Source organism: Emcibacter nanhaiensis (assembly GCF_006385175.1).
Classification (GTDB): domain Bacteria; phylum Pseudomonadota; class Alphaproteobacteria; order Sphingomonadales; family Emcibacteraceae; genus Emcibacter; species Emcibacter nanhaiensis.
In genome coordinates this window covers 49,270-63,801 of record NZ_VFIY01000014.1, presented here as the reverse complement: position 1 = coordinate 63,801, position 14,532 = coordinate 49,270, and the positions used below count along the sequence as shown (strand labels likewise).

At 54.2% G+C, this 14,532-nt stretch carries 12 protein-coding genes; 6 read left to right on the top strand and 6 right to left on the bottom strand.

Annotated features, from left to right (window positions below):
- Positions 1-480 precede the first annotated feature (480 nt).
- On the bottom strand, positions 481-1,428 hold the full coding sequence (locus tag FIV46_RS10915) for a recombinase zinc ribbon domain-containing protein (RefSeq protein WP_246056937.1): 948 nt from the start codon (positions 1,426-1,428) through the stop codon (positions 481-483).
- Positions 1,429-1,837: 409 nt separating this feature from the next.
- Here FIV46_RS10915 and FIV46_RS10910 point away from each other — a divergent pair, with 409 nt between their 5' ends.
- Both FIV46_RS10910 and FIV46_RS10905 read left to right on the top strand, forming a co-directional pair.
- On the top strand, positions 1,838-2,662 hold the full coding sequence (locus tag FIV46_RS10910) for an SDR family NAD(P)-dependent oxidoreductase (protein WP_139940962.1): 825 nt from the start codon (positions 1,838-1,840) through the stop codon (positions 2,660-2,662).
- Between the two features lie 46 nt (positions 2,663-2,708).
- Positions 2,709-3,860: an acyl-CoA dehydrogenase family protein gene (locus FIV46_RS10905; RefSeq protein ID WP_139940961.1), complete on the top strand. Its 1,152-nt coding sequence runs from the start codon at positions 2,709-2,711 to the stop codon at positions 3,858-3,860.
- A gap of 76 nt (positions 3,861-3,936) precedes the next feature.
- Here FIV46_RS10905 and FIV46_RS10900 read toward each other — a convergent pair whose 3' ends face one another.
- Positions 3,937-5,235 carry a cytochrome-c peroxidase gene (locus tag FIV46_RS10900; protein ID WP_139940960.1) on the bottom strand — a complete coding sequence of 433 codons (1,299 nt, stop codon included), beginning with the start codon at positions 5,233-5,235 and terminating at the stop codon, positions 3,937-3,939.
- A 277-nt stretch (positions 5,236-5,512) separates the two neighbouring features.
- Between FIV46_RS10900 and FIV46_RS10895 the strand changes: the two genes are divergently transcribed.
- Entirely contained in the window at positions 5,513-6,199 is a 687-nt protein-coding gene (locus FIV46_RS10895) for a Crp/Fnr family transcriptional regulator (protein WP_139940959.1), read from the top strand.
- 64 nt (positions 6,200-6,263) lie between these two features.
- Here FIV46_RS10895 and FIV46_RS10890 read toward each other — a convergent pair whose 3' ends face one another.
- Positions 6,264-6,983: a cysteine hydrolase family protein gene (locus FIV46_RS10890; RefSeq protein ID WP_139940958.1), complete on the bottom strand. Its 720-nt coding sequence runs from the start codon at positions 6,981-6,983 to the stop codon at positions 6,264-6,266.
- Between the two features lie 330 nt (positions 6,984-7,313).
- Here FIV46_RS10890 and FIV46_RS10885 point away from each other — a divergent pair, with 330 nt between their 5' ends.
- The 3 genes from FIV46_RS10885 to FIV46_RS10875 are packed head-to-tail and all read left to right on the top strand — an operon-like array spanning position 7,314 to position 11,161.
- Positions 7,314-8,702 carry an aminotransferase gene (locus FIV46_RS10885; RefSeq protein ID WP_139940957.1) on the top strand — a complete coding sequence of 463 codons (1,389 nt, stop codon included), beginning with the start codon at positions 7,314-7,316 and terminating at the stop codon, positions 8,700-8,702.
- Between the two features lie 2 nt (positions 8,703-8,704).
- Complete coding sequence (locus tag FIV46_RS10880) at positions 8,705-10,183, top strand: aldehyde dehydrogenase (RefSeq protein WP_139941176.1); 1,479 nt, start codon at positions 8,705-8,707, stop codon at positions 10,181-10,183.
- Between the two features lie 21 nt (positions 10,184-10,204).
- On the top strand, positions 10,205-11,161 hold the full coding sequence (locus FIV46_RS10875; protein ID WP_219846086.1) for an HpcH/HpaI aldolase/citrate lyase family protein: 957 nt from the start codon (positions 10,205-10,207) through the stop codon (positions 11,159-11,161).
- Here the strand turns inward: FIV46_RS10875 and FIV46_RS10870 are convergent.
- From FIV46_RS10870 to FIV46_RS10860, 3 genes are read right to left on the bottom strand one after another with little or no spacing between them, the layout of a single operon-like run.
- On the bottom strand, positions 11,152-12,153 hold the full coding sequence (locus FIV46_RS10870; RefSeq protein WP_139940955.1) for a D-cysteine desulfhydrase family protein: 1,002 nt from the start codon (positions 12,151-12,153) through the stop codon (positions 11,152-11,154). The two genes, FIV46_RS10875 and FIV46_RS10870, sit on opposite strands and share 10 nt — an antisense overlap.
- Positions 12,150-13,628: a M81 family metallopeptidase gene (locus FIV46_RS10865; RefSeq protein ID WP_139940954.1), complete on the bottom strand. Its 1,479-nt coding sequence runs from the start codon at positions 13,626-13,628 to the stop codon at positions 12,150-12,152. Before FIV46_RS10865 ends, FIV46_RS10870 begins: the two co-directional genes overlap by 4 nt.
- Positions 13,625-14,521, bottom strand: a complete 897-nt coding sequence (locus tag FIV46_RS10860) for a dihydrodipicolinate synthase family protein (RefSeq protein ID WP_139940953.1) — start codon at positions 14,519-14,521, stop codon at positions 13,625-13,627. Before FIV46_RS10860 ends, FIV46_RS10865 begins: the two co-directional genes overlap by 4 nt.
- Positions 14,522-14,532 lie beyond the last annotated feature (11 nt).

Here is a 14,532-nt window from a genome sequence, read left to right as displayed (position 1 = left end):
ACATTGTGCAGTTCCTCACTAAATTTTAAAGACCCCGCCAAAACCCTAAATTTTTTCTTGTTCAGTGAATGTTACGGATAAAAGATCAACACAATATTAATGAAATCTAATGAAATGCATGCTTGGTGTGAGTTAGAGGATTGGGATTAGTTGAAGTAGGCTATGAGTCCACAAATCTGAGTTTCATTTTCTGGATCTTCGCTTCTGCCGCTGATTGGTGTGCCGAGAAATGTGAAGACCGCAAGCGTAGCTGCGCAGAAGTTTCTTCAACCGACGTTAAGGTTGTTTTAGCCCCTTGATATTGATCTGATCGGAATATTCGTTACGCTGCAAGGCTCAGAAAATCGGAGTATGGGTTCAGTTGAAAGCCAGCCCCCGCAACCAATAAAACAAAGGGTCCCTTAACGGGGCCCTTTTGTTTTATCTGGTAGGTGGGGTCGGTGAATGAGCGTGCTGGTTCGGCCGGAAACATATTGTAAATCAATATGTTGGAGGCAACGCGTAGGGCGTAAGCCCATAGCGGTAAATCCTGCCCCAGAAACCACTGAGACAGTAAAGCCGTCCCTCCATACCAGAAGGACGGCTTTCTGTTATCTGTAACTCCCCAGAAACATTAGACTTCTTGTCTTCTTCCATACCCTGGTTGCGGGGTGGTTCACTGGGCCTGACGGCCCGGGATGTGGGCTGCGGAACGTTCAACGAGCTCTCTTTACTCGTCATGAAATGCAGCAAAGCGTCCAGTTCCCCGTAAAGCGCCACTTCCAAAGTAGAGGTGCCATCCTTGTCCTCGATGGGCGTGAGGATGATCTTGTCGATCAGAGAGCGGATCGCTTCTCCGGCTTCCTGGAGGGAGGCCGGATCATTGAGGGCTTCTGTCAGTCGTTCCACCTTCTCCCGATACAGCGTGGCAATACCGGGATGCAGGTCCGGCAGTTTAATCGGTTCCTGACTGAGCTCCTGTTCCAGGCGCTTGCGTTCCACTTCCAGCTCCTTCAGCTGGGTGTGCATGATCGGCAGGTCGGTGCCTTCGCCGATGGCTTCCACATACCGCATCATTTTAGAATTTACGGCGGCAAGATCCTTCTTCTTCTGGTCATGGCCTTGCAGGCGTTCCCGCTGCAGCCGGTTGGCTTCCTGTTGCATCTCGCGGATGATGGTCTCCACCACCTCGGGGGTGATCAGCTTGTCCTTGAGGCCATGCAACACCCGTTCCTCAATCCTCTGGCGCTTGATGGTGTGCTTGTTGGTGCAGGTGTTGCGGTTCCGGGCGTTAAAGCAGCCATAGAGATCCTGGCTCACAATACTGTAGCGGCCCCCGCAGTGGCCGCAGGTGAGCAAGCCGGAGAGCAGGTGCTTGGGCCGTCTTGTGTTGGCGAGCGCATTCCTGACCCCGTCGATCTGGTTCTGGTATTGCTCCTGAAAGAACACAATCCCCAATGGACTGCGCTTTACCTTTCGAGGGACGATGGGTTCCGGCATAAGCTCGAAAGACAAGGAAAAGAATTAGGAAGGAATAGGGGGGCGTCCAGGTCACTTTTTTAAGATAAGTCACACTGACTTGTAAGGCTCGGCATGGATAGCGCCGACTAAAGGAGAGGCGGTAAATCCTTAAAAGATAAACAAGTCCAGCGATATAAATCATGGCCAAAGCACAAATTTTATTGAAAATATAATGTATGTATGTATACAAATAATAAAATTGAAGAATGATGTCGGCAAGTTTTGCGGCTTTTTAACGCTGGCCAGGGACGAAAGCACGGAGGTAATGCTTCCGGATCAGGATCATGCTGGTTGGGCTGTTTGGTAAAAGGCGCAGAAAACAGAGAAGGAAGGTGAAATGGGAAAACTTGGAGGAAAGATCGCTCTTGTCACGGGATCAGGCCGCGGGATCGGTCGCGCGGTTGCATTGAAATTTGCCAGTGAAGGTGCAAAGGTTGTAGTCAATGACCTGGATGCGGATATCAGTGCAGCTGTGGAGGATGAGATAAAAAAAACAGGTGGTGAGGCGGTCTCCTGCGCCGGCTCCGTCACCGAAAAGGGGTTTGCGGACCGCTTTATCGCTACGGCGACGGAAGCCTTTGGAGTGCCTGACATTATCGTTAACAATGCGGGGTATACGTGGGACAATATGATCCACAAGATGACGGACGAGCAGTTTGATGCCATGATAGATGTCCACCTGCGGGCGCCGTTCAGAATTTTGCGTGCCATCCAGCCTCACTGGAAGATGGCTTTCAAGTCAGAAGAGCAGGACGCTCGCCGGGTTTGCCGCAAGGTGGTCAATATTTCTTCCGTGGCGGGTACCGGCGGGAACCCGGGCCAGGCAAATTATTCATCGGCAAAAGCCGGGGTCGTCGGAATGACCAAGACATTGGCCAAGGAGTGGGGGCGGCTGAACGTCAATGTGAACTGTGTCGCCTTTGGGTATATTGAAACTCGCCTGACGGAGGCGTCCGACGTGAAGCAGGAGGTCGAGATCGAAGGCAACAAAATCGGCCTTGGAATACCCAGATCGGTAGCTGATGGTTTCCGGGCCATGATTCCGATGGGCCGCGCGGGGTCTGTCGAAGAAGCTGCCGGTGCGGTCTATCTTCTCACAATTCCGGAATCCGATTATATTTCCGGCCAGGTGGTGCTGTGTAGCGGCGGTATTTCTTTCTAGGCCGTGCCTTAATTCACATAGCTGGTGCACAACAGGAAATGATGTGATGATATTCAGATATGCTTCCTGGATGACAGATGAATTGTCGATCCTTGCCGATATTACCCGGAAATTCTTTCAAACGGAGTTCCTGCCATATGTGGAAAGGTTTCACGCCAAGAAAAAAGTGGACCGGGAGTTTTGGGAAAAAGCCGGCGAGTACGGCATTTTAGCGGCATCCATTCCGGAAGAATTCGGCGGGGCCGGGGGAAACCTGAGCCATGATTCAGTCATTTTCGGGGAGCTCGGTTATACCGGCGACATGAGTTTTGGGCTTTTTGTGCACAATATTGCCGTGCACTATGTTCTGGCCTACGCCACGGAAGAACAAAAGCAGCGGTGGTTGCCCAAACTCGCCAGCGGCGAATTGATCGGAGCCATTGCGATGACCGAACCAGGCACGGGGTCGGATCTCCAGGGAGTGCGAACCAGTGCCGTACGCAGTGGCGGGGAATATGTGATTAACGGCTCCAAGACTTTTATCTCCAATGGGCAAATCAGCAATTTTATCATTCTTGTTGTGAAGACTGACATGAATCACGGGGCGAAGGGAATTTCTCTTGTTGGCATAGAAACGGACGGGCTGGATGGTTTCAGGCGGGGCCGGAACCTGGATAAACTGGGCATGCCCGGGCAGGATACGTCAGAGCTGTTTTTTGATGACGCGCAGGTTTCGGCGCACAACCTTTTGGGCGGAATTGCCGGCCAGGGATTTGGTCAGTTGATGAAGCAGCTGGCCTGGGAACGCCTCATGCTCGGCATAATTGCTGTCGGCGCATCGCAGAAAGCTATAGAAGAGACGGTAAGCTATACTGCCGAACGCCATGCTTTCGGCAAGCCGGTGCTCGAATTCCAGAATTCCCGTTTCAAGCTGGCGGAATGCAAAGCAAAGCTGGAACTCCTGAGGGCTTATGTCGAAAAATGTATCGGAAAGATTCTCTGTGGAGAACTCGGAGCTGAAGAAGCGTCGATTGCCAAGCTGACGGGATCTGAAATTCAAGGTGAAATTCTAGACGAATGTGTTCAATTGCATGGCGGTTACGGTTATATGCGCGAATATCTTGTGGCGCGTATGTACGCAGATGCCCGGGTGCAGCGGATTTACGGAGGCACCAGCGAGATCATGAAGGAGTTAATCTCCCGCAGCCTGATGTCCTGAGCCGGGATCGCTGTCATATGGTTTTTGGGCGGCGGCAAGATTTTGGCACTTTCCTGTTAATGAGCGATGGGAGGCGCTATTGGACCGGGGCGGACATGGTGTCGCCTGCGTCTGAAAGGCTGCCGAGGAAGGCGGCCAGCGCCTTGATGTCGTCCCGGGTCAGTACCCGGGGGCGGTAAGGGCTGAGTTTCCTGGCATCAGGTTCCCAAGTGATCACAGGCATTTCGCTAGTGTTCCCGGCAACAACTTTTTTTCCAAGCTGGGTAATGGCCATGATCGTTATAGCTTTCTCAAGTTTGTCCACCGAGCCGTTGTGAAAATAGGGCGCTGTATTTGCGACGTTCCGCAAAGAGGGGACGCGCCAGAGTCCGGGACCTGAAGCAAGTTGGGAATCCGCCCGCCCGCGGTCGTCCATAAGGTTGTATTCCTGGACATAGCTGTTGTTTGAAAAGGCCGGAAACGGTTTCCAGACACCGGCGGCTTTGATCTTTCCGGCCGCACTGAATGTGGGATCGCGATGGCAATTGCGGCATCCGATACCTGCAAAGAGGGCCATGCCTCTCATTTGTTGTGGGGTCAGGGCGCCGGCTTCACCACGAACAAAACGATCGTAGGCAGTATCAGGCACAATCAACGTTCGCTCGTAACTGGCAATAGCAGAAGTGATATTTTCAATTGTAATAGCGTGTGGGCTGCCAAAAGCCTGTTCAAAGTCTGCCGCGTAGCCTGGCAGACTTCGCACAGCTTCTTCGACGGCGGTAACTGTTGGCATGCCCATCTCGACGGGGTTGATGAAGGGGCCTTTGGCCTGGTCTTCCAGGGAGGTGGCGCGCCCGTCCCAGAAAAGCCGTGACAGAAATGCTGCATTCCAGACGGTGGGGGCGTTTCTTGTCCCCCGCAGGTCAAAAATACCTGTCGAAACCATGGAATCGTCATCACCGCCATTTCCAAGTATGTGACAGGAGCTGCAAGCCACGTCGCCGTTGAGCGAAAGGCCCTTCTCGTTAAAGAGGCGTTTACCCAGTTTTACCAGATCAGGCTGCAAGGGAGTGTCTGGCGGCAAAGATGGTGTGACGGGCAGGGCAAGCCAGGGGCTGGTTATGGCGGACTTGGCGTAGGCACCATGATTTTCACGGCCAATGCTTCTTTCCGCCGGGCGAAGCTGGGGATGGTGATCCCTGGTTTTTTCCATCAGGTAACCGACGAGCAGAACTTTAATAGAAACTGCAATCACCCCCAAGCCGATCGCAGCTGTAAGAAGTATCTTGCCTGGGGCGTTGAGACCGCTTTGTCGCACCAGGTTGCCGGAAATCAGGTATAAAGCTATGCCTCCAAGACAGGCGCCGATAGTCATGATAAATAAAATGTTCGACATGTGCTTTACTCAAATAAAATTCAACTAATGTCAGTTCTTGCAAGCTTGCCTGAAAGGGTTGATTGGGTATGTAACTTTTGTTCCGGCCAGTATCTTTGGCCAGTATCTTTGGCCAGTATCTTTGGCCGGTATTTTTAAGGACGCGCGAGGGTCATGTTGACCGGGTTGGGAGCGCTCGGTAGAATTGGCGCAGTGGAGGTTTCCGCGAAATTGTCAGTTGGCGGGGAAGCGTTCCCCGGGGCAAAGCAGAAAACTGAAGATTTGAGTAATAAGAGATATGCAGGCAATCGATAGTTTCATTGACACTCTTACTTTTGGCCAGAAAATAACGACTGAGACGCGCGACCGGCTTTGTGCAGGTTTGACCTGCCTGAGCGTTGAGCCAGGCGCGGACATTCTTCATCCGGGAGATGAGGTGGATGGCGTTTATTTTGTCCGCTCTGGCGCGATCCGGGTCTATTATATCGATGCGGCCGGTCACGAAGGCACGCTCTACTGGATCGAACCGGGTGAAAGCTGCATTCTGGCGCTGAATAGCCTTTTTACCGAAATTCCTTATCCGGCGTGGGCGGCAGCGGAAGAGAGCGGCGTTGAGATTGTAACCGTTCCCGGCGCCGTCTTCCGTGATTTGTTTTCGCGGGAGCCGGCGTTACAGAAATTCCTGTTTGAACAGCTTTCTGAACGTGTTTTCTCCTTGCTGCGGCGCTTGGAGGAGAGCATGCGCCTGCCGCAGGAAGAGCGGCTCATTTTATTGCTTCTGGCGCAGGCTGACGAAGACGGAATCATTCACCTGTCCCAGGACAAACTCGCCCGGCACCTGGGGACAATCCGGGAAGTTGTGTCCCGCCTGTTGCGAAACCTTGTCAGTCAGGGATTGATTTCCCTGGCACCGCGCCGGATAACGGTTCTGGATCGTGAACGGCTCGAGAAGCTGGTTCCCGAGGCCGAATATCCAGTCACCTGACATTTTGTTGTTATCCGGGAGAGACACCGGCGGGAAACCTGGCGAGGTCCCGCCGGGGAAATTCTCAGTGGCCAAGCGCCCTGGTGACTTCTCCAGTTGTCAACACGCCGTTGGCGATCATGGAATAGTTGACAAGGGCAGCCTTGTAGGCGTCTGCACCCGGTGCGGCAACGGCGTCCTTAACAACATAGACCTTGAATCCGTTCTCCATCAGGGCGCGCATATGGGAGTCGACGCAGAGATTGGCGACGAGGCCGCCCAGAATTACCGTATCGATGCCGCGGGCGCGCAGCTGATAGATCAGGTCATTGCTTTCCGGGCCATACATTTTGTGCGGCGCTACAACAATGGTTTTGCCGTCATGGATATAGGGTTTGTAGGGGCCGTAAAAATCAGCGCCTGATCCTTGAAAATTTCCGGCCTTGCCTGACACCCGTTGCAGGGCGCCCATATCCAGAAGCTGGCGCTGAAGGGCGCCGGCACGGGACCAGTCAACGTCAAGCGCGTTGTAAATCAGTGGATCGACAGCCAGGGCGAGACCTTTTGACTTGGCGGTTTTCATAAGTGTCTCGATATTGGCGACGGTGTTCAGCTCTTTCAGGTTTTCAGCAAGCAGTCCGTGGAGTTTGCCATCGGGCGCCAGGAAATCGTTTTGGGGGTCCGTGATCACGATCGCCGTGCGGGATTTGTCAAAGACCGGCAAAGGATCGTTGGCGGCGGAAGCCTGAAATGTTGAAAACGCAAGCGATATGCCTGCGATGACCAGAAGGAATGTCTTCTTCATTTTTAGTCCTTTCGAAATTATATTGTCTGCCTGTCAATCGGCATCTGTAGCGTGCTGTTGACGGTATTGTTCCTAGAACTTTCCGGAACGATAAGATGCAACAAATGTTCCACCCGGTTCCTGACAAGGTGTTTAAGATAAAGTTTGGTGCGAACGGGAAAGTGAACCGGGGATTCTTTCAGAAGAATGATTGAATAGAGTATTGCCTGAAAAAATATATAGTGTATGTTAGTATACATATATATTTTATTAAAGAATAATATCCCGATTCCGGGACATTTCCCGTATGATGTAATTGTCTATGTGATGAAGTGAGATGGGCGTTTTGATATGAGTAACTATGCAAAATCGATTATTGCCGGTGACAGGGAACATGTGCTGCACCCTACCACTAATCTGTTCGAGCACAGGGAAAACGGGGCGCTGGTGATCGAGCGTGGCCAAGGTATCCATGTCTATGATGTTCAAGGCAAGGAATATATTGAAGGCATGGCGGGGCTTTGGTGTACCAGCTTCGGTTTCAGCGAGTCTGAACTGGTCGATGCCGCAGTTGAACAGATGCGGAAACTGCCGTTTTACCACGGCTTCGGAAACAAGGCGGTTGTGCCGACTATTGAACTGGCACGCCGTCTGAAAAGCATGGTGCCATTTGAGGCATCCAAGGTATTTTTCACAAATTCCGGTTCGGAGGCCAACGATACCCAGCTTAAAATGATCTGGTATTATAATAATGCCGTGGGCCGCCCGGAAAAGAAGAAGATCATTGCCCGCTGGGGCGGCTATCACGGCGTGACGATTGCGACGGCCTGTTTGACCGGGTTGCCTGCCTTCAGGGGTGGATTCGATCAGCCGCTGGACAATATACTGCATGTGTCCTGTCCTCACTATTACCGGGATGCGGAAGAGGGGGAAAGCGAGGAGGAATATGCGGACCGTCTGGCCGAAGAACTTGAGCAGCTCATTCTGCGCGAAGATCCGGATACCATCGCGGCCTTTATTGCGGAACCTGTGATGGCGGGGGGCGGCGTTATTCCGCCGCCGCGGACATATTTCGAGAAAATACAAAAAATTCTCAGGCAGTACGATATCATTACCATAGCGGACGAAGTTGTCTGCGGTTTCGGCCGTACCGGCAATATGTTCGGGTGCGAGACCGTTGGTATGCAGCCGGATACCATGACGGTGGCAAAGCAGCTGTCTTCAGCCTACATGCCGATTGCGGCTGTTATTATTCCGGAATGGATGTATGAGGGACTGGTTGAGGCCAGCGCGGACAGGGGCATTTTTGGCCATGGTATTACCTATGGCGGGCACCCGGTGCCGGCCGCTGTCGCCCTGCGTAATCTGGAGTTGTTCGAGGAAAGGGATATGATGTCCCGTATCCGGGACGTCTCACCGCATTTCCAGGAGCGTTTGCGGGCGTTTGCAGATCACCCGATGGTTGGCAATGTCAGGGGTGTCGGGTTGATCGGCGCGGTGGAACTTGTGGCGTCAAAGGAGAAAAGGCTGCCTTTTGAAGCGTCCGCCGGCATCGGTCAGTTTTGCGACAACCGGTGCATTGAACATGGGTTGATACACCGTTTTTCCGGTAATGCGGCGTTGTTCTGCCCCCCCCTTATCATTACAGCAGAAGAGATAGACGAAATGTTCAAACGTTTTGGTCTGGCTCTTGATGAGACCTACAAATGGGCCCGTGAGACAGGGAGGTTTCCGGGGTGACGATGGCTAAATACGAGATGTTGATCGGGGGCGAGTGGGTTGCGCCTGTTAGCGGGAATTACATAGAAAGCATTAATCCTTACAATCAGGAGCCCTGGGCGCAAATTCCACGGGCAGGGCTAGAGGATGTCGAGGCGGCGGTGAGGGCTGCGTATGAAGCCTATACATCGGGGCCCTGGTCGAACATGACGCCGACGCAACGGGGTGCGCTGCTCAGGAGGCTGGGAGATCTGATTGCGGAAAATGTAGAAGAACTGGCGAAAATTGAAACCCGGGACAATGGCAAACTTTATGCCGAGATGTCCGCCCAGGTTCGCTATATGCCGGAATGGTTTTATTATTTCGGCGGGCTTGCCGACAAGCTGGAGGGCATGGTGCACCCGACAGACAAGGCCGATATGTTCAATTATTCCCGCTATGAACCCTATGGTGTCGTGGCGGCAATTACCGCCTGGAACTCACCGCTTTTGCTGGCGGCTTACAAGCTGGCTCCTGCGCTTGCGGCAGGAAATACGGTTGTCCTCAAGCCGTCGGAACATGCCTCCTGTTCCAGTTTGCAGTTCGCCCGCCTTGTCGAACAGGCGGGTTTTCCGCCGGGGGTGATCAATGTGATCACGGGGTACGGTAGTGAAATCGGGGACGATCTGACCGGACATCCGCTGGTGTCAAAGATTAGCTTCACCGGGAGCGAGGCCACGGGCCGGCGCATCCATGAAATTGCGGGCTGGGACTTCAAAAGCACCACCCTGGAACTTGGCGGCAAGTCCCCCAATATTGTGTTTGCTGATGCCGACCTTGACCAGGCTGCCAACGGGGTCATCGCCGGTATTCTGGCGGCCAGCGGCCAGACCTGTGTTGCCGGCTCAAGGCTTCTGGTGGACGAAGCAGTCTATGACGAATTTCTTGAACGGGTCCTGGCCATTGCAAAAGGGGCGAAATTGGGGGACCCGATGAGTCCGGAAACCAATGTCGGCCCGGTGGCGACCCGGGAACAATATGACAAGGTCAATGGATATCTTGAAACGGCCTTGTCCGAAGGCGCGGAATGTATTCTCGGCGGTCCTTCTGACGGGCCTCCGGAACCAGGGCAGGGACTGTTTATAAGACCCACTATTTTTACCAATGTTTCCAATGATATGCGTATCGCCCGGGAGGAGATCTTCGGTCCCGTTCTCGCGGTAATCAGGTTCAGGGACGAGGAAGAGGCAATCCGGATTGCCAATGACACCAGATATGGCCTGGCCGCCGGGATCTGGAGCCGGGATATCAGGAGATGTATGGAGCTTCCGGCAAAGCTGCAGGCGGGGACGGTTTGGGTAAATACCTACCGGGTTGTCAGCTATATGACGCCCTTCGGGGGATATAAGGCGAGCGGTTCGGGCAAGGAAAATGGCATGGAAGCCATCAAGCAGTATCTCCAGTTAAAAAGCGTCTGGCTTTCTACGGCCAGGACCTCTGCCAGTCCCTTTACCATCAGATAGCAATGCGTAAGGCGAATGACAATGAGACTTGAAAGATCAATGCTGGCTGTTCCCGCAACGTCACCGCATTTTTTTGCAAAAGCAGCGGCAAGCGAGGCGGATATTATTTTCCTGGATCTTGAGGATTCGGTGACGCCGGAACGGAAGAACGACGCGCGCACCAGCGTTATAGAAGCCCTGAACACAGTGGACTGGCGGGACAAGAATATGTCGGTTCGGATCAATGAAATTGATTCCGAATGGGGGTATCGGGATATCGTCCATATTGTCGAGCAGTGTCCCCGGCTGGATGCCCTCCTTGTGCCGAAAGTTGCGGCGGGAGAGGATATCAGGTTCGTCGCCAGATTGCTTGACGCCCTGGAAACACATCTGAACAGGGACCGCAGCATCCTTATCGACGCTCTGATCGAGACTCCGGCCGGCGTGACAAATGTGGATGAAATAGCCGCGGCTTCACCGCGTTTGAGCAGTCTTTCCTTTGGGGTGGGCGACTATTCGGTGGCCATGCAGGCACCGCAAACAAGTTTCGGATCACCTGATCCCCGGTATGGAATTCTCGGTGCAGAGGACGGGAACGGCAAACGCGGGTTCCACTGGAATGATCAATGGCATTATGCCCTGGCGCGTATTGCCAATGCCTGCCATGCAAACGGGGTGATGCCTGTCGATGGCCCGTTTACCGATTTCAGGGATGCCGAGGGCTACCGGGCCTGCGCGCACAGGGCCAGGGCGCTGGGATACGCGGGAAAATGGGCGATTCATCCTTCGCAGATTGTTGCGGCAAACGAGGTTTTTTCTCCCCGCGTCGAGGAGCTTGATCTGGCCCGTCGGATCAATGCGGCCATGGCAAAGGCCATGAAGCAGGGCGACGGGGCAGTGCAGCTGGACGGCAGGATGGTTGACCTGGCCCATGTCAAACAGGCCAGTGCGTTGTTGCTCAGGCAGGAAACCATCGCCAAAAGGGCGTCTCAGGCATAGGCAAAGGTCAGAGGAAAGCCGCCGCTGTGGAGAAAGACGATGACTTCGTCTTTCTGGTAACGCCCCTCTTGTATTCCTGAGATGAGGGCCGACATGGCTTTTCCCGTATAGGCGGAATCCAGGACAATTCCCTCGGAAAGGGCGACCTGCCGGATGCTCTCCTGTGCGGCGGGGGTGGTTGCGCCGTAGGCGGGGCCGGCAAAGTCGTCTCGCATGGTGACGGTGGGAAGGGCGGCGGCAGTTTCACCGATCAGGGGCATGACACCGGCCAGAAGACTTTTTGTTCTTTGTTCCGTCCGCTCACGGGCGGCGTCAATATCGATTCCTTCACAGACAATATCCTTATTCAATGCAGCGATGCCTGCCATCAGTCCCGCCTGGGTGCCGCCACTGCCGGCGGCAGAAACGATGCGCGTAACTTTGAGGTCAAGGTCTTTTGCCTGAGTGGCGAGTTCAAGGGCGCAGTTCACATACCCCAGGGCGCCGACAGGCGTGGACGCCCCGAGCGGAACAATGAACGGGATTCCGCCGGTGCGGGCGACATCTGATGCGAGGCTCTCCAGCGCCTGTTCCGGAGACTGTCCTTCCGGCAGAATATGAATTTCTGCCCCGAACAGGCGATCAAGGCAGATATTGCCGGAATTTTTGTAGGCCGAAGAGGCCCAGTCAGGCGGCGGGGCCAGCATCAGAATGCAGCGCAGGCCCAGCCTGGCGCAGGCTGCGGCAGTCTGGCGGGCGTGGTTGGACTGAATGCCGCCTGTGGTCAGGATGGTGTCCGCGCCGCCGGCTATGGCCTCACCAAGTACGAATTCCAGTTTCCGGGTCTTGTTTCCGCCCGACGCAAGTCCGGTGCAGTCATCCCGTTTGATCCAGATTTGTGGCCCGTCAAGTTCGCGGGAGAGATTTTCCATATATTCCAGCGGCGTTGGAAAATGGCCGAGTGTAATACGGGCAAAGGATGCCAGGCGTTCCCCGATTCTGGCAGCAGTCATGACCAGTTCTTCCCATAGGCGGTGAAAGGCGTTTCATCAAGCGGCCATATGGGGCGTTGAATATACCGGTAGGGATAGTCCCTGAAATCTGTTGAAACCGATCCAGGAGGGGAGGCATAGAGGACCTCCGCGGCAATGGGCGAGAATTGTGTATGAAAATGCTGGGCAGACTTGACAACAACTATTTTTTTGGAGGAGAGGTCTATGCCCATTTCCTGAAATGTGCGGGGGCCGAATATCTGCTGACGGACACGGTTGACGATGATTTCGACATTGTTCATGCGTATGGCGGCTGCTGGCCCGAGCGGTTCAAAATCACCGAATGTCAGTTGCTGCAGATCGTCCCTGATCCGGATCACTTCCGCAATTCCGTCAACGGGGGAACCGGATAACGGCCCCGCCTTGCCGCCAATGCGTAAGGGTAAAACGGTTCCTTCACCGGCTTTTTCAATCAGGTCATAGGCCAGCGGGTCCCAGATCATGCCGATCGCGGTATCGGGTATTCCGGCCTCAAGAATTGCTCGCAGGAAATGTGTTGAATCCCCTGCAGCACCGCCGCCCGGGTTGTCGGAGGCATCTGCGATAACCACCGGGCCGCCGTCGATTGCCATTGCCTGGTCGAGAGACTCCTGCACGCCCAGGCAGGGGGCGGCGATGTCATGGCGAAGCGCGAAGAATTTTTCCGCCAGCGATTTTGCCACAGATCCTGCAAGTGCCGGGTCATTGTCGGTCACGACCAAAACGCCGGCGCCAACACCGGGGAAATCCCCTGCCGGAAAGCCATGGGCCAGGGAAACGGAGAGTACGCCATCTCTTTGCTCTTCCCTGAACAGTTGATCCACAAGACTTCTCATGGGTTCACGCGTGGTATGGAAATAGCCAAGCATGGGGACGCGCTCATAGTGAACGACCGGGGAAATTGTCTTTTTGGCGGCGGCTTCCGTCAGGGCGACAAGTTCAGCGGCCCGGGCGTCAAAGTCAGTGTGGGGGTATTCCTTGCAGGCCATCAGTATCGCGGCGTTTTCCGTCATTGCGGGGGTAATGTTGCAATGCAGATCCAGTTCCACACCGATCGGGATATCCGGTCCGGCGACCTCCCGCAGGGCTTTCAGAATGTCTCCTTCGCAATCCTCATAGCCTTCCGCCATCTGGGCGCCGTGCAGAAACAGCAGCACCATGTCTACCGGCATGGCTTTGCGCAACCCGTCGACCATTTCGTCGCGCAGCGCTTCATAGTCCGCTTGCTTGCAGGGAGCGCTGGGACAGGCGCTTGTATAAAGACCGTCAATGACTTCCCAGCCTTGTTCCAGGCAATGATTTCTAAGAATTCCTTCCAGAGGGAGACTGTCGAGAAGACCCTGACCTTCACCTGTGGAGGGACGATACAGAAACATCTCACGGAAGTTGTCCATGTTGGTGGGAAGGGGGGAGAAGCTGTTGGATTCATGGGCCATGCTGGCGCAATAAACTTTCATGATCTGGGGTCTTTTCGTTGTAATTCACCAAGCGTGTCAAGAAGTTGCCTTTCCGTTTCGCCTTCCAGCGGAACATAGGGCGGCGCCATGGTGCGCCAGGCGGGGATTCCGGACTGGCTGGCCAGAATTGCCTTGACTGCAGGCACCAGGGGATGGGCCTGTATCGCTGTTCTGAGTTCAGTGAGGTGGTTTTGCAGGTGGGGGGCGTGACTGTCCCAGACCGCGCGCGCCATAGAGGATGTGATATTTATTGTGGCCGATATACAACCGGCGCCGCCGGCCTGGATCATGTCCAGAAGATATTCTTCGGTTCCGGAAAATACCCTGAAGGAGGGACTGATTGTCAGATAGTCCATCATTCCTTCCAGATCGCCGGAGCTATCCTTGAGACCGGCAATGGTATCGCCATGTCTGTCGATCAGATCATTGATGACGGCAGAGGTGAAGCGATACCCGGTCAGTTTGGGAAAATTATACAGGAAAATACAGACCTCCGGATCGTTGATCCCCTCGATCAGAAGGTCGTAATATCTCCGGATCCCGGTGTCCGTGACCGGCGTATAATAAAAGGGGGGAAGAACCAGAAGATTTTTAATGCCGTTTTCCGCGGCGCAGCGGCTAAGCTGCACGGCTTCTGCAATTGCGCAGGAACCGGTGCCGACCAGAAGGGTTTCTTTCGGCAGAAATTCGGCAGCCCGTTCGATCAGCTTTATTCTGTCGTCCAGATGTATGGAATTGGCTTCGCCGGTGCTGCCCAGAATGCCAAGTCCATGACAACCGGCATCCAGCAGATGACGGCAATGGGAAATGAAGAGATCGTAGTCCGGGCGCAAGTTCTTCTTCAGCGGGGTTGCGACAGCCGCAATAATACCGTGAAGCGGTTGACGGGTCATCTGTATTTCCT